The sequence below is a fragment of the Rossellomorea sp. ABR4_012 genome (assembly GCF_056159545.1).
This window is the reverse complement of the sequence record NZ_JBSWVK010000004.1, coordinates 304,395-324,359: the sequence shown is the minus strand read 5'-3', so window position 1 is coordinate 324,359 and position 19,965 is coordinate 304,395. Positions and strand designations below refer to the sequence as shown.

Sequence of the window (19,965 nt, the reverse complement as noted above, 5' to 3'; positions counted from 1 at the left end):
GAGTTTTGAATACAAGTGGTTTTCATGTAGCAGTCGTGGGTGCTACAGGTGCTGTAGGACAACAGATGCTTCATACATTAGATAAAAGGGATTTTCCGATAAAAAAGCTGACTTTATTATCATCTGCCCGTTCAGCCGGTTCAACCGTAACTTTCAGAGGGAAAGAATGGACGGTTGAAGAGGCTAAGCCAGAAAGCTTTGAAGGTGTTGACATTGCGTTATTTAGTGCAGGGGGAAGTGTATCAAAACTTCTTGCTCCCGAAGCTGTTAAACGCGGTGCAATCGTGGTGGACAATACCAGTGCCTATCGTATGGATCCAAATGTTCCGCTTGTGGTACCGGAAGTTAATGAAGAAGACATCAAACTTCATAATGGTATCATTGCTAATCCAAACTGTTCAACGATTCAAATGGTAGCTGCTCTTGAACCACTCAGAAAAGAGTATGGTTTAACGAAAGTAATAGTATCTACTTATCAGGCAGTTTCAGGAGCCGGTGCTGCTGCAATAGATGAAATGCACGAACAATCACAGGCGATATTAAATGGAGAATCATTCGAACCTGCGGTATTGCCTGTGAAAGGTGATAAGAAGCATTATCAGATTGCCTTTAACGCCATTCCTCAAATTGATATGTTCCAAGACAATGGTTTTACATTCGAAGAGATGAAAATGATTAATGAAACGAAGAAAATCATGCATATGCCTTCTCTTAAGGTATCCGCAACATGCGTGAGGCTGCCTGTTGTAACAGGTCACTCTGAAAGTGTATATATTGAAATAGAAAAGGAATCTGTCTCAGTTAAAGAGCTGCACTCCTTGCTGAAAAATGCACCAGGTGTAACGCTTGAGGATATCCCTGAAGAACAAGTATATCCTATGCCTGCCTACGCAGTAGGAAAGCCTGATGTATTCGTAGGGAGAGTTCGTAAAGATTTAGATGAAGATAAAGGATTCCACATGTGGATTGTCTCTGACAATTTATTAAAAGGCGCTGCGTGGAATTCAGTACAGATTGCTGAAAGCTTAGTAAAACTGGGATTGGTGAAATAAATAAGAGGATTATTCTACTATTCGTTCCTTATGATCAACTAATTCGTTCCCTCCATGCCTCTTGAACAATGACAATGAGGTGTAGTCATGAAAGTGATCGTTCAAAAATTTGGTGGAACATCTGTACGTGATGAAGCAAGTCGCAAAAAGGCTCTTGTTCATATTAAAGGAGCGATCGATAAAGGGTATAAGGTGGTAGTAGTGGTCTCTGCAATGGGTAGAAAGGGAGAACCCTATGCCACTGACTCTTTATTATCGTTGATCGGGGGCACAAATGCCCTCGTCAGTAAAAGAGAACAGGATTTACTGTTATCCTGCGGGGAAATCATCTCCAGCCTGGTTTTTTCGAATATGCTGCTAGAAAACGGCATTCGTTCTACAGCGTTAACGGGGGCGCAGGCAGGTTTTATCACAAACAGCGATTTTAATAATGCAAAAATCATTGAGATGCGATGCAGCCGTCTATACAAAGAGCTCGATATTCATGATGCTGTCGTGGTTGCAGGTTTCCAAGGAGCTACAAAAGAAGGAGATATCACAACGATTGGAAGAGGGGGAAGTGATACTTCTGCTTCTGCACTTGGAGCCGCACTGAAAGCAGAGTTCATTGATATTTTTACAGATGTTGAAGGCGTAATGACTGCGGATCCTCGAATCTCGGCAAAAGCAAGGCCGATTTCTGTTGTTTCTTATAATGAAGTATGTAATATGGCATATCAGGGAGCGAAAGTAATCCACCCGAGAGCAGTCGAAATCGCGATGAACTCTAATATTCCGATCAGAATTCGATCCACCTACTCAACGGGTGAAGGAACACTTGTGACGACAGCAGAAAATACGAAGGCACATAAAGAATTCAGAAACCATCCTGTAACAGGGATTGCGCACGTAAGTAAACTGACTCAGATAAAAGTATTCGCAAAAAAGGATCAGTATAATCTTCAGGCTGAAGTGTTCAAGGCGATGGCAAATGAAGGGATCAGTGTGGATTTCATCAATATTTCCCCCCGGGGAGTCACCTACACCGTAGCTTCGACACTTGCTGAAAAAGCAATAACGATATTGAAGAAAAAGGGTCATGATCCTGTTGTAGAAGAAAACTGTGCTAAAATCTCAGTTGTAGGGGGCGGAATGACCGGAGTGCCTGGAGTCACTTCAGCAATTGTCACTTCCTTATCAGATAATGGTATTCGGATTCTACAATCGGCAGACAGCCATACGACGATTTGGGTGCTGGTGAAAGAAAGTGAATTAATCTGTGCAGTGAATGCTCTTCATGATACATTTCAATTAGAGAAGGCTCATTGTACATTCAAAGCAGGATAGATTTAATAAAGGGGAGTGTAAGTCTTGAATTTTGGCCGTGTTTCAACAGCTATGGTAACACCATTTGACCATAAAGGTAATATTGATTTTACAAAAACTACTCAGTTGATTAATTACTTGATTGATAATGGTACCGATTCCCTTGTGGTTGCAGGTACTACAGGAGAGTCGCCGACATTGACCAAAGAGGAGAAGGTTGCTTTATTTCGTCATGTGGTTAAAGTTGTGAATGGCAGGATCCCTGTGGTTGCAGGAACAGGCAGCAATAACACTCATGCATCAATCGAATTGACAAAGAAAGCTGAAGAAGCAGGCGTCGATGCTGTGATGCTGGTTGCGCCTTATTATAACAAGCCAAGTCAGGAAGGGTTGTTTCAGCACTTTAAAGTCATCGCTGAGTCAACCTCTTTACCTGTCATGCTATATAATATCCCTGGCAGATCTTCAGTAAATATTGCACCGGAAACCATCATTAGATTGTCTGAAATCGATAATATTGTTGCGGTCAAAGAAGCCAGCGGTGATTTGGATGCAATGACTGAAATCATCTCAAAAACTGCTGAAGACTTTGCACTTTACAGCGGAGATGATGGCCTTACGCTTCCAATCCTATCAATTGGAGGAAATGGAATCGTTTCTGTGGCATCTCATATCATCGGGAACGAGATGCAGGAAATGGTCAAAGAGTTTGTGGAAGGCAATGTATCTGCTGCAGCAAAGACTCATCAAAAGCTATTGCCGATAATGAAAGGGTTATTTACCAGCCCGAGTCCAACCCCTGTAAAGACGGCATTGCAATTGAGAGGTCTGGATGTAGGTAGCGTGCGTCTTCCATTAATCCCATTATCTGAAGCTGAAAGAACAAAGCTCAGCCAGTTGATCAATACGATATAAGTGTGTAAATAGGCTGGGACAAAAGTGTTTTAGACCAAGGAAAACCCGAACTATACTTTGAATTCTAGGATTCATTAATAGTTCGGGTTTTTTAATATTGTTCAAAAATGAGTTGAGTTTTTAGTATTCCAGCGGTTGATTGGAGTGCAAGACGAAGACTCCTGCGGGGAAGAGCGAGTTAGGTGAGACTTGTCCAGCTCCAGGGCTTAGAGGCACATAGCATAAGGCGAATCGGCCAAGAAGGCAAAGAACGCCTTCGTGGCCGATTCGCCTTATGCCACCCGCCTCTGACCAAAGCCCTTCCGCATTTCTAACCCGCAGGAGCGAATGCGACGAGGAGGCTCACCACCCGCCCGCGGAAAGCGAAGTTTTGCACGGAAATCAATAGCGGTATTAAAATCCTACACAGAAATGTTCGTCTTTGTGTTTAAAGTTTTGTCTCTGGCTCATCTTACGAGTGAAAAATATATCATGAAAATAAAGGATTTATTAAACTGATATCGAAATAGTTACGTAGAAAAATGATGCATACTTCGACTTTATCCAGTAGAACACTTCAGAACCTGAACGTTCCTTTGCAGGGTAAAATTGGTTGTACTTAAAAAAAGTTATCAAGTATAATGAATCTGACTGATTATAGATCGGGGAAGCACAGCATAGGAGGACACAAATTGTGAGTAAGACAAAAAATGAGGTAATCCGTATAATTCCATTAGGTGGAGTAGGAGAAATCGGTAAGAATATGTACGTTGTGGAAGTTGACCATGAAATCTTCATCATTGATGCAGGTCTGATGTTCCCTGAAAATGAAATGCTTGGAATCGATATCGTCATACCCGATATCCAATATCTGATCGAACACAAAGATCGGGTTAAAGGGATCTTCCTGACTCATGGCCATGAAGACAGTATCGGTGCTATTTCGTATGTATTGAACAGAATCAAAGCGCCAGTGTATGGGACGAAATTGACGAATGCTTTAGTCAAAGCACGTTTAAAAGACGCGCAGGTTGAAGAAGATGTGAAATTTTTCAATGTCCATTCAGACAGTTTGTTGAATTTCGATGGAGTTCAAGTTTCTTTTTTTAGAACCACTCATAGCATCCCGGATTCGGTTGGGGTCTGTATCCATACCTCTGAAGGTGTAATCGTACATACAGGAGAATTTAAATTCGATCAGTCTGCAAAACATCTATACAGGCCAGACTTAGGCAAGATGGCTGCTATTGGCGATAAAGGCGTGCTATGTCTATTATCGGACAGTACTGAAGCAGAGAGACCGGGTTATACTACTTCGGAGGCTGTCATTGCCAATCAGCTGACTGAAACTTTCCGTACTGCTAAAGGGAGAATTATTGTCGCATGCTTTGCATCCAATCTGATTCGTCTGCAGCAAGTTTTTGATGCAGCGGAACAAAATAACCGTAAAGTTGCGGTTGTGGGAAAAAGCTTGAAACGAGTATATGATGTTGCATTAAAACTCGGTTATTTGCATATCCGGGATGAAATCATGATAACGCTCGATGAAATTGAAAATTATCCAAACGATGAAATTGTCATCATTGCTACCGGAAATCAAGGTGAGCCATTTGAAGCATTACAGCGCATGGCAAAGAAAACTCATCGACTCGTTAATATCGAATCTGGTGATACGGTACTAATCACAGCTACTCCGTCTCCTGGTATGGAAGTAATCATCGGCCGGACGGTCGATATGTTATTCAGGGCAGGAGCAGAGGTGCTGACTGCGAATAAAAGAGTGCATGTTTCCGGACACGGCAGTCAAGAGGATTTAAAGTTCATGCTGAATATCATGAAACCAAAACATTTTGTACCCATCCAGGGTGAATATAAAATGCTGGTTGCACATTCCAAGGTTGCTCATGATATAGGTTTGCCATATAAAAAAATCTTTATCTTGGATAAAGGTGATGTTCTTGAATACAAAGGTGGCAAAATGAAAATGAGCGGCCGGGTACAGGCGGGAAATGTCCTCATCGATGGAAGCGGAGTCGGTGATGTAGGAAATATCGTTCTTCGTGACCGCAAGCTGCTCTCAGAAGATGGTGTATTCACAGTTGTGGTGACCATTAACCGCAAATCCAAAACAATCGTGGCAGGTCCCGAGATCATCTCGCGAGGATTTGTTTATGTAAGGGAATCTGAGGAGTTAATCGAAGGGGCATCCGGGATAGTCAATGATGTCGTTCAAACGTATCTCCAAAAAGGCTCTTTTGAATGGTCTGCCATCAAACAGGACATCCGCGATCAACTTAATTACTATCTATTCAATAAAACAAGAAGACGACCGATGATCCTTCCGATCATCATGGAAGTGTAAAAGTGAGTGAATTCTTAATGGAAAGAGCTATCCGTCTAAACATTAGCGGATAGCTCTTTTCTTTGTGTATAAAGCAATATATCATTATTCAGTCTAACGATAGTTAGTATGAAATGGCACTCATATAAAAATAATAACAAGAGAAGCGTATTGAAAAAGGAGATGTCATTATGAAAGAGAATGATTTACACATGAATCAAGGACAGCAGCCGAATAAAGGGGAAGAAGATGGAAAAGACAAGCCATCAGGCTTAATGGAAAAGATACAGCAATTGGGCCAAACCAATGTACCTCAGCTTTCACAGGACTCAAATATCCATTGCCTGACAATCGTAGGTCAGATAGAAGGTCATATGCAGCTGCCGCCGCAAAACAAAACAACAAAATATGAACATGTGATTCCTCAATTAGTGGCGATAGAGCAAAATCCGAAAATAGAGGGAGTGGTAGTCATCCTGAATACTGTTGGCGGTGATGTGGAGGCGGGACTGGCTATTTCAGAGATGCTTGCCTCACTGTCAAAACCCACTGTTTCAGTTGTATTGGGAGGGGGACACAGTATTGGGGTGCCGATTGCTGTTTCCTGTGACCATTCATATATTGCCAGCACTGCAACCATGACGATCCATCCAGTACGTTTAACCGGACTGGTCATCGGTGTACCGCAGACCTTTGAGTATCTTGATAAAATGCAGGACCGCGTCGTCAGTTTTGTCACAAAGCACAGTAATATTTCAGAAGAAGCATTTAAGGACCTCATGTTTGCCAAGGGGAATCTCACACGTGATATAGGTACGAATGTAGTGGGGGATGATGCCGTTGATTATGGATTGATAGATGGTATCGGAGGCATAGGTGAAGCCATTCGGAAAATCAATGAATTGATCGATATCAAAAAGCAAAGTGATAAAAAAGAAGGGTTGATACAATGATTCTATATACAACCGTTCCACAGGAGCAGATCTATCCAACCGATGCTGCGGAATTCTCAGGTCAGATGATGGTAGAGCATCAGGGTGTGCCGCTTCTTGTACAACGAGTGGAAAATAAATACCGAATTATTAGGATCATGAGCAGCGACCCCGCACATTATTTGAACGGTACAATATGTCCAGGTGAATATATCACGAATTAAGAACGAAAGAGGATTTTCTGAAAATATTGGATATGCTATAATAAATGTGGAAGAGAAATATCCATAACGTAAATAATACTCCATTTTAACGGGAAGGGTCTGACACCTAGGCACATGATATGCCCCAAGTGATCAGCCCTTTCTTCAATTACATAACAACAAAGAATTTATAGAATTTAGGTGAAACATATTGGCAAAACGAAAAAAACGAAAGAAACGTTCTTCAACAAGTGCTTCTCTGAAACAAACGATCAAATATGAGATTACCGGACTGGCTCTGATGGCATTAAGTTTAATCTCCATCATAGAGCTTGGAGCAGTGGGAAAGGCATTCGTGTATTTCTTTCGGTTTTTTCTTGGGGAATGGTATATGGCTGCATTATTATGGGTTATATATCTTGCAGGTTACCTGATGATCAAACGGGAAGTCCCCTTATTATTCAGTAGACGTTTACTCGGACTTTATATTATTATCGCAAGTTTTTTACTTTTAAGTCATGTGAAACTATTTGATTTGTTATCTAATAACGGTATGTTTGAAAACCCGAGTGTGATCATGAATACATGGGACTTGTTCTGGATGGATGTAAATGGAGAGACCAGTACCTCAGATCTCGGGGGAGGGATGATTGGCAGTGTCTTATTTGCCGTGTCGTATTTCCTGTTTGATTCACAGGGTGCCCGGATTGTGAGTGCAACCTTCATTTTAATAGGGATCATTCTGGTAACAGGAAAATCACTTGGCGAGGTATTGGGAAAAATCGGAGCTCGTTTTCGTGTATTTTTGAGCGGCCAATGGGTGGCTTTCAAGAGTGACATGAATGATTGGAAGGAATCCAAAGGAAAGAAAAAAGCGGAAAAACAACAAAAAGCAAAAACTGCAGAGAAAAAGAAAGAAGCTCCTTCTTATCACGAAAATGAGCAGGAAGAAGAGAAAATTGAGCCTATCATTTCAAATTTCGCGGAAAGAGCTTATGGGGGCTCACCTGCAGTAAAAGATCAAGAGGAAGCCAACGCCTCTATCGGAGAAACTGAAAAACAGACAGCTCAAACCCAGAACAAAAAAGTGGAAGAAGGTGAATCTGATACTTCTCCGCCTATCACGTTCACAGAAGTGGAAAATAAAGATTACAAATTACCTTCGCTCGCTTTATTAAAAAGCCCTAAACAGACCGATCAAAGCAATGAGTATCAGTTGATACATGCAAATGCAGCCAAACTGGAAAGAACATTTCAAAGCTTCGGTGTTAAAGCCAAAGTGACCCAGGTCCATCTCGGGCCAGCTGTAACCAAATACGAAGTTCATCCGGATGTCGGGGTCAAGGTGAGCAGAATTGTTAACTTGAGTGATGACTTAGCTTTAGCATTGGCTGCTAAAGACATTCGGATCGAGGCACCGATCCCAGGGAAGTCTGCTATCGGGATTGAAGTACCGAATTCTGAAGTCGCCATGGTTTCATTACGTGAGGTACTCGAGTCTAAGCAGCATAATAAGCCTGACTCAAAACTGCAGATCGGGCTTGGAAGGGACATAACGGGTGAAGCAGTATTGGCGGAGCTTAATAAAATGCCTCACTTGCTTGTAGCAGGTGCCACAGGGAGCGGGAAGAGTGTATGCATCAACGGGATCATTACAAGTATATTGATGCGCGCGAAACCCCATGAAGTAAAATTGATGATGATCGATCCGAAGATGGTTGAATTAAATGTGTACAATGGAGTACCACATCTGCTTGCCCCGGTCGTCACTGATGCGAAAAAAGCTTCACAAGCATTAAAGAAGGTTGTCAGTGAAATGGAACGTCGTTATGAATTATTCTCTCACACAGGAACAAGGAATATTGAAGGATACAATGACTATATAAAAAGGCAGAATATAGAAAATGAAGAAAAGCAGCCATTGCTTCCGTATATTGTGGTTATTGTAGATGAGTTGGCTGACTTGATGATGGTAGCCTCGAACGATGTCGAGGATGCCATCACCAGACTTGCTCAAATGGCTCGTGCAGCGGGTATCCACTTAATAATCGCCACTCAGAGGCCATCTGTGGATGTCATTACCGGTGTGATTAAAGCGAATATACCTTCCCGTATCGCCTTTGCTGTATCTTCGCAAACGGATTCCAGAACCATATTGGACTCAGGTGGAGCTGAAAAGTTATTAGGCCGTGGAGATATGTTGTTCATGCCCGTCGGCGCTTCCAAGCCGACTAGGGTCCAGGGCGCTTTCTTATCGGATGAAGAAGTGGAGGAAGTGGTGGATTTCGTGATATCCCAACAAAAAGCGCAATATCAGGAAGAAATGATTCCTGATGATGTACCTGAGGAAGCAGGCAGCGGTGAAGCTGAAGATGAATTGTATAGCGATGCTGTCCAATTGATTGCCGAAATGCAAACTGCCTCAGTTTCCATGCTTCAGCGCAGATTCAGAATAGGGTACACAAGGGCTGCACGTTTAATAGACGAAATGGAAGTAAGAGGAGTGGTCGGTCCATATGAAGGAAGCAAGCCAAGGACTGTGCTGGTAGGTAAACCTTCTGAAGAACAAAATGCATAAAGGAATGATTAAATATCATCGAGTGAAGCTTCCTTCAAGGAGGTAGCTTCACTTTTTTAATGCGGTTTTCAAAACAGATCTTCTGAAGGGGGCAGGCAAGGCCGGTTGCTACTGGAAAATTGAAAATCACAGGTGAAATAAGAACCATATATAAACAGTAACATTTAATGAAGCATGTGAAGATAACAGACGAATGACTAACCGTATGGACAAAATGAAACCGCTTTATTTTCTTGTATTCTAGTTTATCCACTAATGTGATATACTATTAAAAGCGTTTACATTAAGAAGATAATTATTTCAATAATGTAATAACAAGTAGCGTTTAGTTGTTATATGTAAAAAAAGGGTAAAATTTGTCATGTAAATAAGAAAAAATACCGTCATTTTTCCTATTAATTACCATAATTATTTTCAGAATTGCCTTATTGGTCTTTTTTTTCGACAAAATCACATAATGCTATTTATTTATTAAAAGAAAAGTGTTATAGTATTTTCGATTAGTAGGAAAGATATACATCAGAGGTCTGATGTCTTGAGAAAATTTGGTGGTGGTTCCAGTGACAATTAAAACAGACAATCGACATTTATACTTACAAGTTATTGACCGTTTGAAAAAGGATATTGATGCAGGAGTTTATAAAGAAAAAGAAAAACTTCCGTCTGAATTTGATCTTTCCAAACAACTGGGTGTTTCTAGAGCGACTCTCAGGGAAGCGTTAAGGATCCTTGAGGAAGAAAGTGTCATTATACGCCGGCATGGTGTAGGAACCTTTGTAAACGCTAAACCCTTATTCACTTCAGGGATTGAGCAATTGAACAGTGTTTCCAACATGATTAAACAGGCAGGAATGGAGCCAGGAACCATTTTCTTAAGCTCAACGACTCAAGAAGCAACTGAGGATGATGTTAAAAGGTTTCAAAGTGAGGAAGAGGAGAACATCATTCTGGTCGAACGTGTTCGGACAGCTAACGGTGAACCGGTAGTATACTGTGTGGACAAAATTCCTGAAAGGATCTTAACAAGGAATTTTACGCATGAAGACAATTCAATATTCTCTGTATTGGAAAACAGGGAGAATAGAAGAATAACTCATGCCGTCGCCCAGATTGAACCGATGGGATATCATGATAAAATTTCCCCTATTCTTAATTGCGAGCCTGAGACGGCATTACTCGTACTCAAACAAATGCACTTTGATGAGAACGATGAGCCGATTCTGTACTCAGTAAACTATTTCAGATCAGACAAATTCAGCTTCCATGTTTTAAGAAAACGTGTCTAGCAAACAATCTTTCTACTAATTGATTACAACAAATTTTGGGGGGTACTCTAGGTGAAAAAGCGTAAATTCGGTTTAGCGCTGTCTTTTGTTCTTGCAGCAGGTACAATTTTAGGTGCATGTGGTTCAAGCGAGAAAGAAGAAGGTGCATCTAGTGGTGATGGTAAGAGTAAAGAAGATCAATTTACAGTAGCAATGGTAACGGATGTTGGTGGAGTAGATGATAAATCATTCAACCAATCTGCATGGGAAGGCCTAAAGGCGTTCGGTGAAGAACACGGATTGGAAAAAGGTAAAAGCGGTTACGATTACCTGCAATCTCAATCTGATGCGGACTATGCTACAAACTTAAACACATTAGCTCGTCAAGATTTTGACTTAGTATACGGAATTGGCTTCCTTATGGAAGGTGCAATCAATGATATTGCACAACAGCAGAAAGATTCTCACTTTGCTATCGTTGATGCAGTAGTTGATCAACCAAACGTTGCAAGTATCACGTTTAAAGAGCAAGAAGGTTCTTTCCTTGCAGGCGTTGTAGCAGGTTTAACAACAAAAACAAATAAAATCGGTTTCATCGGTGGAATGGAAATCCCTGTTATCGAGCGTTTCCACTCTGGTTTCTTAGCTGGTGTAAAAGCGGTTAACCCTGAAGCTGAAGTAGTTGCCGATTATGCTGGTGCTTTTGATAAGGCAGAACTTGGGCAAACGATCGCTTCTAAAATGTACTCTCAAAACGCAGATGTCGTTTTCCATGCAGCTGGTGGAACAGGTAATGGTTTATTCAAAGAAGCACGTGACTTGAAAGAAAAAGATCCTTCCCGTGAAATCTGGGCAATCGGTGTTGACTCTGATCAGTCTGCCGAAGGTAAAGTAGGAGATCATAACATCGTTCTGACTTCTTCTCTAAAGCGTGTTGATAATGCTGTTCTTGACCTTGCAAACAAGGCGAAAGAAGGAAACTTCCCTGGTGGGGAAATGATTTCATACGGTCTTAATGAAGATGGTGTTGGTCTTGCAGAACTCAACGATGAACTATCAAACAAAGATGAAGTAATGACGAAAGTTAACGAATGGAAAGAAAAAATCGCAAACGGAGATATCAAAGTACCTGAGTCTCTTAAAGATGCAGAGTCATTCTCAGCAGAGTAATAGTCACAATGATGACAGGGATAAGCGGGCCATGGAATGCCGGTCTCTTATCCCTTTTTCTTTAAAAATAACTGGATATATAGTACTAACCAAAGTTTTTGGTCTGGTATAAAATAACTGGTTTTATGTTTTAAAACTTTAATTGAAGTATAGAAATAATACCTTCTATCTTTCATTTAGAGTTTTAATAGGGGGAACCCTTTTTTCTGGCAGACGAAGGTCTGACCTCTAACTACTAAACTATTTATCCCTAGCCTAAGCAAGGAGTGAAAGCAATGGATTATGTAATCGAGATGCTGAATATCCGAAAGGAATTCCCGGGCATCGTGGCAAATGACAATATCACCCTCCAGCTAAAACAAGGTGAGATTCATGCGCTTCTTGGTGAAAACGGTGCAGGTAAGTCAACGTTAATGAACGTCTTATTTGGACTTTATCAGCCGGAGCAAGGTGAAATTCGAGTAAAGGGCAAGAAAGTCAACATTACAAACCCTAATATTGCAAATGATCTGGGAATCGGGATGGTACATCAGCATTTTATGCTTGTTGATACATTTACCGTCACCGAGAATATCATTCTCGGCAGAGAACCTAAATCCGGGGCATCTGTAGATATTAAAAAAGCTGAAAAAGATATTTTGGACATCTCCGAGAGATATGGGTTGAAGGTGGATCCATCCGCAAAGATATCAGACATTTCAGTGGGCATGCAGCAGCGTGTAGAGATTCTCAAAACCCTTTACCGCGGAGCGGACATCCTGATTTTTGATGAACCTACCGCAGTATTGACCCCACAAGAAATTAAAGAACTCATACAAATAATGAAAACCCTTATCAAAGAAGGAAAATCGATCATTCTTATCACTCATAAACTCAAAGAGATTATGGAGGTGTGTGATAATGTAACCGTTATCAGGAAAGGGAAAGGTATAGGTACCGTAAAAGTTTCGGAAACAAACCCAAACCACCTTGCCAGCCTGATGGTCGGTCGTGAAGTAACATTCAAAACTGATAAAACAGAAGCTGTACCTGATGGGAAAGTATTGGAAATCAGCGATTTGAATGTAAAGGATAACCGCAACGTACCGGTTGTGAAGGGTCTGAACCTTGAGGTAAGAGCAGGAGAAATCCTGGGTATTGCCGGTGTCGATGGGAATGGACAAACTGAGCTGATCGAAGCAATCACCGGTCTTCATAAAGCTGAAAGCGGCTCTATCAAGTTGAATGGCAAAGAAATAGTAAACTTGAAACCTCGTAAGATTTATGAAAACGGAGTGGGGCATATACCTCAGGACCGTCATAAACACGGATTGGTATTGGATTTTCCGATAGGTGAAAACATGGTCCTTCAGACCTACTACCAAAAGCCGTATTCCAACAACGGTATTTTAAACTATAAAAAAATTTATGATCAAGCCAGAAAACTAATATCTGAGTTTGATGTAAGAACACCATCTGAATACACTCTGGCACGGGCACTATCCGGCGGTAATCAGCAAAAAGCGATTATCGGGAGGGAAATAGACCGTGATCCGGATTTATTGATTGCAGCTCAGCCAACACGCGGACTGGATGTGGGTGCGATTGAATTTATCCACAAACGCCTGATTGAACAAAGGGACAACGGGAAAGCTGTATTGCTGCTTTCATTTGAATTAGATGAAATTATGAATGTAAGCGATCGCATTGCGGTCATTTACGAAGGCCAGATCGTCGCAATTGTCGATCCAAAAGAAACGACCGAACAAGAACTTGGCCTGTTGATGGCAGGTTCAAAAGGAAAGGGAACGGGGGAAAACACAAATGTCTAATCGATTAACAAATATTTTAATCCCGGTTATTTCTGTCCTTTTAGGTATCATTGTCGGAACAATTATCATGCTTGTGAGCGGTTATGACCCTGTTGCGGGATATACAGCATTGTGGCAGGGGATATTTGGTGAAATCTATTATGTAGGTGAAACTGTTAGACAGGTTACACCATATATTTTAGCCGGGCTGGCTGTGGCCTTTGCATTCAGAACGGGACTGTTCAACATTGGTGTAGAGGGACAACTGATTGTAGGCTGGATGGCAGCTGTTTGGGTGGGGATTGCGTTTGATGACCTGCCGAAAATCATTCACTTGCCAATGGCCATCATCGCGGCTGCGTTAGCAGGTGCAATCTGGGGATTCATTCCTGGCTTACTGAAAGCCAAGTATCGGGTGCACGAGGTTATCGTTACGATCATGATGAACTATATCGCTTTACACGTAACAAACTCCATCATTCGTGATGTTTTGACGGAACGTAAGGACCGAACTGATTATATTGCTGAATCAGCATCATTAACATCACCATTCTTTGAAAGTATTACTGACTATTCCCGCTTACACTGGGGAATCTTCGTTGCACTTGCCTGCGTATTCATCATGTGGTTCTTACTGGAGAAAACGTCTCGCGGATACGAGCTTCGCTCTGTAGGATTTAACCAGCATGCATCTCAATATGCAGGTATGAACGTCAATGGAAACATCATTCTTTCAATGGTCATTTCCGGTGCTTTCGCCGGTCTTGCGGGGGCAATGGAAGGACTTGGGACATTTGGATATGCATCGATCAAAGGCGGGTTCACAGGTGTAGGTTTTGATGGTATCGCTGTTGCGTTATTGGGCGGTAACGTCGCTATCGGTGTAGTATTTGCTGCACTCTTGTTCGGAGGTCTAAAGGTAGGGGCCTTAAATATGCCGCTTGAAGCAGGCATACCGAATGAACTTGTAGATATCATCATCGCTTTGATCATTTTCTTTGTGGCTTCAGGCTACATGATCCGTTATTTAATTCAACGATTCAGTAAAAAGGGGGTGAAATAAGTGGGCTTTATGGATATTTTATTAATACTTATCCCGTCTACGTTACTTTGGGCTTCGCCACTTATTTTCACTGCTTTAGGCGGAGCGTTTTCAGAACGATCCGGTATTGTCAATATTGGACTTGAAGGTCTGATGGTCATTGGTGCTTTCTCGAGTATCGTCTTTAATATAACGTTTGCTGAGACGTTCGGCTCGGCAACTCCTTGGGTAGCGCTTCTTGTCGCGATGGTTATGGGTGGACTGCTGGCTGTTCTGCATGCCGTGGCTTCCATCACATTCAGAGCCGACCAGGTAGTATCTGGTGTAGCGATCAACCTGCTTGCAATTGGTTTAACATTGTTTCTTGTTAAGCGAATCTATGGTAAAGGTCAAACAGATATTATTTCTGAAGGCTTCGGTAAAGTGGATGTTCCGCTTTTACACAGGATCCCCGTGATCGGTGACATCTTCTTTTCAAATACGTATTGGCCGCCATTCGTAGCCATCCTTGTATCGGTAATCGTATGGTATGTCATGTTTAAAACGCCATTTGGGCTGAGACTGCGTTCTGTAGGTGAACATCCGATGGCTGCTGATACTATGGGTATCAATGTGACGAAGATGCGTTATATCGGGGTTATTATATCCGGTGCATTCGCCGGTGTCGGCGGTGGAGTTTATGCACAGTCCATTTCTTCTGATTTCAGCCATGCTACAATCTCTGGACAAGGGTTTATGGCGCTAGCCGCATTGATTTTTGGTAAATGGCATCCTCTTGGTGCAATGGGCGCAGCGTTATTCTTCGGCTTTGCACAGAGCTTAAGTATCATCGGAAGCAGTATTCCATTATTCGAAAATATTCCTAGCGTTTATTTATTAATCGCTCCTTACGTACTGACGATCCTGGCACTGACTGGTTTCATCGGCCGTGCCGACGCACCTAAAGCATTAGGTACACCATACGTAAAAGGAAGCCGTTAATTACAGAAAAGAGTGTCTATGTTATAACATGGGCACTCTTTTTTATATATTGAAACAAAGTTAATATGAATACGTAGTAGAGAATAATTCATGTTTAATCTTTGATGGTCTTGGTCTTAGTGGTTCCAGCTTTTGATTGGATTGCAAGACGATGACTCCTAATAGAAAAGCGGAAGGGCTTTGAAGAGAGGCGCGTGGCATAAGACGAATTGGCCATGAAGGAGTTCTTTGCCTTCTTGGCCGGTTTGGCTTATGACATGTGCCTCTATGCCCTGCAGCTGGACACTTGACACCTCTAAAGATAGTGCGACGAGGAGGCTCACCGGCCGCCCGCGGAAAGCGAAGTCTTGCACGGAAATCAAAAGCGGTGTTCAAAAGCAAATAACCATAGTCTGAACAAATATCTCTAAACATATAATGATTATCATGTGTCGATTTTTCCAACAGAGGAAGATGCTTGAATTCTTTCTATTACAACATGTATAGTTAAAATAAAATACCGCACAATAAAGGTGTTTATATCTTTTTCAGTTTTATGTATAAGAAAAATGCAAGTATGGACAAGGAGGACGGTACAATGACGGACATTAATGAAGTCGTTAAGAAAAAGCAAGGCTACACATTACATATCGTGAAAACGGATAAGTATAAAACAAACAACCTTGTGATGAAAATGAAAGCCCCCTTAGATCAGGAAACTGTCACGCTGCGCGGGCTACTTCCGCACGTCATGCAAAGCAGTACAAAGACGTATCCGAATACAACAAAACTCCGTACTTATTTAGATGAATTATATGGTGCAAGCTTTTTTACCGACTTAGCTAAAAAAGGGGAGTATCATATCGTTAGTTTCTCCGTAGAAATAGCAAACGAGAAATTCTTGAAGGATTCAGAACCGCTCCTTGAGAAAGGGCTTGAATTTCTTTCAGACGTGTTATTGAACCCTAATATTGAGAACAATCAATTTGAAGAGCGTACAGTCGAGAAGGAGAAACGGAACCAAAAGGTGAGAATTCAGGCAGTGTATGACGACAAAATGCGTTATGCGAACTCAAGATTGGTGGAAGAAATGTGTAAAGATGAGAGGTTTGCACTCCATGTAAATGGGATGAAAGAGAACGTCGATTCGATATCTGCAAGTGAATTATACGATTATTATCAAAAAGTAATCAATGAAGATCAAATGGACCTCTATGTTATTGGGGATGTCGACGAAGAGCAAGTCGAGAATTTCTGTGACAAGCTGTTTTCGCTGCCGGAACGATCACCTCTAGAAATCCAATCTTCAGAAGTAAACCGTAAAGAGAAGGAAAATGTAGTAAAAGAAAAGCAGGATGTTAAGCAAGGAAAGCTGAATGTGGGATACCGGACAAACACTCAATACGGTGATAAGGATTATTATGCACTTCAGGTCTTTAATGGGATATTCGGGGGCTTCTCTCATTCGAAACTGTTTATAAATGTAAGGGAAAAGGCCAGTCTTGCTTATTATGCAGCCAGCCGCCTGGAAAGTCATAAAGGACTCATGATGGTGATGTCGGGTATTGAATTCAAGAATTATGATCAGGCTGTCGGTATCATAAACGAGCAGTTGGAAGCAATGAAAAATGGTGATTTTACGGATGGGGAAATTGAACAGACAAAAGCAGTCATAAAAAATCAGCTGCTTGAAACTGTAGACACTTCAAGGGGACTGATCGAAGTCCTGTATCACAATGCTGTATCCAATAAGCAAATCGACCTCAGAACTTGGCTCGAAGAAGTGGAAAGAACGACCAAAGAAGAAATCATTGCAGCAGCGAACAAAGTTGAGCTTGATACAATATATTTCTTAACAGGAATGGAGGAATAAAGATGAAGAAAATTTCCTTCGATCAAATCCAAGAAAATTTATATTATGAGAAGATGTCTAACGGCCTGGACGTTTACATTCTTCCGAAAAAAGGATTCAATAAGACGTATGCAACCTTTACAACGAAATACGGGAGCATCGATAATCACTTTGTTCCATTAAACGAAGAGGAATTTGTGAAAGTGCCGGATGGCATTGCTCACTTCCTCGAACATAAGCTGTTTGAAAAAGAGGATGGAGACGTTTTTCAGCAGTTCAGCCGTCAAGGTGCTTCTGCTAATGCCTTTACTTCGTTCACACGTACGGCGTATCTGTTTTCAAGTACAAATAATGTAGAAAGAAATCTTGAAACACTGATCGATTTTGTTCAAGATCCTTATTTTACCGAGAAAACGGTTGAAAAAGAAAAAGGCATCATCGGACAGGAGATTACGATGTACGACGATAATCCGGATTGGCGTTTGTACTTCGGTGTAATTCAGAACATGTACAAAAATCATCCTGTGAAAATTGATATTGCCGGGACCGTCGACTCGATTACTCCTATTACGAAAGACATGCTGTATCAATGCTACAATACTTTCTACCACCCAAGTAATATGCTTCTGTTTGTAGTAGGTCCGGTCGATCCCGAACAGATCATGAATCAAGTCCGTTCCAACCAGGAAAAAAAGCCATATGAAAAAATGCCAGAGATCAAACGTCAATTCGATGAGGAGCCGGATACGGTTGCCGAAACAAAACAGGTGCTCAAAATGAACGTGCAGTCCCCGAAATGTCTGGTGGGGTTAAAGGCGCCAGAACCGACTCAGCAAGGAAAACAAATGCTGAGGCAGGAACTCTCGATGAACGTTTTCCTGGATTTATTGTTCGGTAAGAGCTCCACCCATTATTTCGACCTTTATAATGAAGGGCTCATTGATGAGACCTTCCATTATGATTATACACAGGAAAACGGATTCGGGTTTGTAACTGTTGGAGGGGATACCGAGAAGCCTGACTTACTTGCCGAGAAGCTGAAGAACCTTTTGTTGAAAGCAAAAGCAGAATCCCTGTTTACTGATGAAGGACTTGAAAGAACGAAAAAGAAAAAAATCGGTGCTTTCCTTCGAGCGGTGAATTCACCTGAATTTATTGCCAACCAATTCACGCGTTACGCATTTAATGAAATGGATTTATTTGATGTGGTCCCTACCTTGGAATCCTTGACATACGATGATATTCAGAAGGTAGCGGACTCCATTATCAGTGAAGATCGGTTCACTGTATGTCAAGTTGTTCCAAAATCATAATTCATAAAGGAACTGCCCTCGAAGCGAGGGTAGTTCTTGTCTATGTTTGGGGGAAAATGTATGAAATTTGCTTTGATTACAGGGGCTTCAGGAGGTATTGGAAGATGCACGGCCCTGACTCTAGCGAAGAAGGGATGGAATCTTTATCTTCATTATCACTCTGATCGGGATAGTATCGAAGACCTGATGATTGAAATAAGGAAGACTGGAGTAGAGGCCTTTCCCATACAAGCTGATTTGACCGAGCCTCACCAGGCACAGAAGATCATTGACTCCATTTTTCGTATTGATGCAATTGTATATTCAAGCGGAGTAGCGGGCTGGGGGCTTTTTCAGGATCAAACTGAACAGGAAATGGATCGAATGATCAATATTCATGTAAAAAGCCCTATGATGCTGATACAGGGTCTGCTTCCTAAGCTGATGAATAAAAAAGGCAGTATTGTGATAGTCAGTTCAATTTGGGGACAAATCGGCGGTGCTTGCGAAGTTGTTTATTCGACAGTGAAAGGGGCTCAGCTTTCCTTTGTAAAGGCTCTGGCAAAGGAAACAGCGTTAAATGGAGTCAGGGTCAATGCGGTTGCTCCTGGTGCGGTGGCCACGAATATGATGAATTCGTTTTCCCGCGAAGAAATTCAGCAAGTCAGTGAAGAAATACCAATGGGCAGACTGGCGTTAAGTGAAGAAGTCGCTTCATCCATTCATTTCCTGTTATCCGAAGATTCATCCTACATAACCGGCCAGACACTAGCTGTCAATGGAGGCTGGCACACTTAATAATTTTATCTGAATGCGCATATTTTTCCCTCCGTGATACAAACTAACATTGTATTTCAATTAAGAGGAGGTTCATTACAATGTCTGTATTAGATAACTGGTCAGATTGGAAAAACTTTTTAGGGGATCGCCTTAATCAAGCTCAGCATACTGGGATGGAAAACGAAACGGTTTCAGATTTAGCTTATCAAATTGGTGATTATTTGGCTAAGCAAGTCGAGCCTAAGAACGACCAGGAAAAAGTGTTAGCAGATTTATGGTCTGTAGCTTCTCCTGAAGAACAGCACGCTATTGCAAACATGATGGTAAAGTTAGTGAACAATAACGGAACTCGTTAAGGAGAGGGAATTTTCCTCTCCTTTTCTTATTTCACGCTTCTGGAAAGTCGTTATGATGCCTTCTTCTCTCGGCAATATAAACGAGTTTATCCTTTTAATCATTCTAAAGAACTGTTTATGTGTTAATTATGCAGAAATTGTATTAATTCTATA

Annotated in this window: 16 protein-coding genes; all 16 read left to right on the top strand. The window is 41.5% G+C overall.

Annotated elements, in window-relative coordinates:
* Positions 1 to 5: 5 nt before the first annotated feature.
* The 16 genes from asd (at position 6) to ACXAFV_RS17545 (ending at position 19,812) form a co-directional block, all read left to right on the top strand.
* Entirely contained in the window at positions 6 to 1,052 is a 1,047-nt protein-coding gene (gene asd / locus ACXAFV_RS17620) for an aspartate-semialdehyde dehydrogenase (protein WP_475128378.1), read from the top strand.
* A gap of 87 nt (positions 1,053 to 1,139) precedes the next feature.
* The gene (gene dapG, locus ACXAFV_RS17615) at positions 1,140 to 2,378 is read left to right on the top strand and encodes an aspartate kinase (protein WP_475128377.1); all 1,239 of its coding nucleotides are present in this window, start codon (positions 1,140 to 1,142) and stop codon (positions 2,376 to 2,378) included.
* 24 nt (positions 2,379 to 2,402) lie between these two features.
* Positions 2,403 to 3,272, top strand: a complete 870-nt coding sequence (gene dapA, locus ACXAFV_RS17610) for a 4-hydroxy-tetrahydrodipicolinate synthase (protein ID WP_475128376.1) — start codon at positions 2,403 to 2,405, stop codon at positions 3,270 to 3,272.
* 673 nt (positions 3,273 to 3,945) lie between these two features.
* Positions 3,946 to 5,613, top strand: coding sequence for a ribonuclease J (locus tag ACXAFV_RS17605; RefSeq protein WP_475128375.1), 1,668 nt, complete (start codon positions 3,946 to 3,948; stop codon positions 5,611 to 5,613).
* 170 nt (positions 5,614 to 5,783) lie between these two features.
* Positions 5,784 to 6,545, top strand: a complete 762-nt coding sequence (locus tag ACXAFV_RS17600; RefSeq protein WP_475128374.1) for a ClpP family protease — start codon at positions 5,784 to 5,786, stop codon at positions 6,543 to 6,545.
* The gene (locus ACXAFV_RS17595; RefSeq protein ID WP_475128373.1) at positions 6,542 to 6,748 is read left to right on the top strand and encodes a YlzJ-like family protein; all 207 of its coding nucleotides are present in this window, start codon (positions 6,542 to 6,544) and stop codon (positions 6,746 to 6,748) included. The genes ACXAFV_RS17600 and ACXAFV_RS17595 overlap by 4 nt, the downstream gene beginning before the upstream one ends.
* Before the next feature lie 190 nt (positions 6,749 to 6,938).
* A complete protein-coding gene (locus tag ACXAFV_RS17590) occupies positions 6,939 to 9,305 on the top strand; it encodes an FtsK/SpoIIIE family DNA translocase (RefSeq protein ID WP_475128372.1) in 2,367 nt (788 codons plus the stop codon).
* Between the two features lie 560 nt (positions 9,306 to 9,865).
* Complete coding sequence (locus ACXAFV_RS17585) at positions 9,866 to 10,591, top strand: GntR family transcriptional regulator (protein ID WP_475128371.1); 726 nt, start codon at positions 9,866 to 9,868, stop codon at positions 10,589 to 10,591.
* A gap of 51 nt (positions 10,592 to 10,642) precedes the next feature.
* Positions 10,643 to 11,740: a BMP family lipoprotein gene (locus tag ACXAFV_RS17580; RefSeq protein WP_475128369.1), complete on the top strand. Its 1,098-nt coding sequence runs from the start codon at positions 10,643 to 10,645 to the stop codon at positions 11,738 to 11,740.
* 275 nt (positions 11,741 to 12,015) lie between these two features.
* Positions 12,016 to 13,551, top strand: coding sequence for an ABC transporter ATP-binding protein (locus ACXAFV_RS17575; protein WP_475128368.1), 1,536 nt, complete (start codon positions 12,016 to 12,018; stop codon positions 13,549 to 13,551).
* Complete coding sequence (locus ACXAFV_RS17570; RefSeq protein ID WP_475128367.1) at positions 13,544 to 14,593, top strand: ABC transporter permease; 1,050 nt, start codon at positions 13,544 to 13,546, stop codon at positions 14,591 to 14,593. The genes ACXAFV_RS17575 and ACXAFV_RS17570 overlap by 8 nt, the downstream gene beginning before the upstream one ends.
* Positions 14,594 to 15,553, top strand: a complete 960-nt coding sequence (locus ACXAFV_RS17565) for an ABC transporter permease (protein ID WP_475128365.1) — start codon at positions 14,594 to 14,596, stop codon at positions 15,551 to 15,553.
* A gap of 577 nt (positions 15,554 to 16,130) precedes the next feature.
* Positions 16,131 to 17,405, top strand: a complete 1,275-nt coding sequence (gene yfmF, locus ACXAFV_RS17560; protein ID WP_475128363.1) for an EF-P 5-aminopentanol modification-associated protein YfmF — start codon at positions 16,131 to 16,133, stop codon at positions 17,403 to 17,405.
* A gap of 2 nt (positions 17,406 to 17,407) precedes the next feature.
* Complete coding sequence (yfmH, locus tag ACXAFV_RS17555; protein ID WP_475128362.1) at positions 17,408 to 18,697, top strand: EF-P 5-aminopentanol modification-associated protein YfmH; 1,290 nt, start codon at positions 17,408 to 17,410, stop codon at positions 18,695 to 18,697.
* 60 nt (positions 18,698 to 18,757) lie between these two features.
* A complete protein-coding gene (ymfI, locus tag ACXAFV_RS17550; RefSeq protein WP_475128360.1) occupies positions 18,758 to 19,474 on the top strand; it encodes an elongation factor P 5-aminopentanone reductase in 717 nt (238 codons plus the stop codon).
* 80 nt (positions 19,475 to 19,554) lie between these two features.
* A complete protein-coding gene (locus ACXAFV_RS17545) occupies positions 19,555 to 19,812 on the top strand; it encodes a DUF3243 family protein (protein ID WP_475128358.1) in 258 nt (85 codons plus the stop codon).
* The last annotated feature ends 153 nt before the right edge of the window (positions 19,813 to 19,965 follow it).

Bases quoted from the DNA above. Each gene is read 5' to 3' on its own strand.
- yfmH (WP_475128362.1), top strand. From the start codon at position 17,408: ATGAAGAAAATTTCCTTCGATCAAATCCAAGAAAATTTATATTATGAG.
- ACXAFV_RS17595 (WP_475128373.1), top strand. From the start codon at position 6,542: ATGATTCTATATACAACCGTTCCACAGGAGCAGATCTATCCAACCGAT.
- yfmF (WP_475128363.1), top strand. From the start codon at position 16,131: ATGACGGACATTAATGAAGTCGTTAAGAAAAAGCAAGGCTACACATTA.
- ymfI (WP_475128360.1), top strand. From the start codon at position 18,758: ATGAAATTTGCTTTGATTACAGGGGCTTCAGGAGGTATTGGAAGATGC.
- ACXAFV_RS17575 (WP_475128368.1), top strand. From the start codon at position 12,016: ATGGATTATGTAATCGAGATGCTGAATATCCGAAAGGAATTCCCGGGC.
- ACXAFV_RS17570 (WP_475128367.1), top strand. From the start codon at position 13,544: ATGTCTAATCGATTAACAAATATTTTAATCCCGGTTATTTCTGTCCTT.
- dapG (WP_475128377.1), top strand. From the start codon at position 1,140: ATGAAAGTGATCGTTCAAAAATTTGGTGGAACATCTGTACGTGATGAA.
- ACXAFV_RS17600 (WP_475128374.1), top strand. From the start codon at position 5,784: ATGAAAGAGAATGATTTACACATGAATCAAGGACAGCAGCCGAATAAA.
- ACXAFV_RS17545 (WP_475128358.1), top strand. From the start codon at position 19,555: ATGTCTGTATTAGATAACTGGTCAGATTGGAAAAACTTTTTAGGGGAT.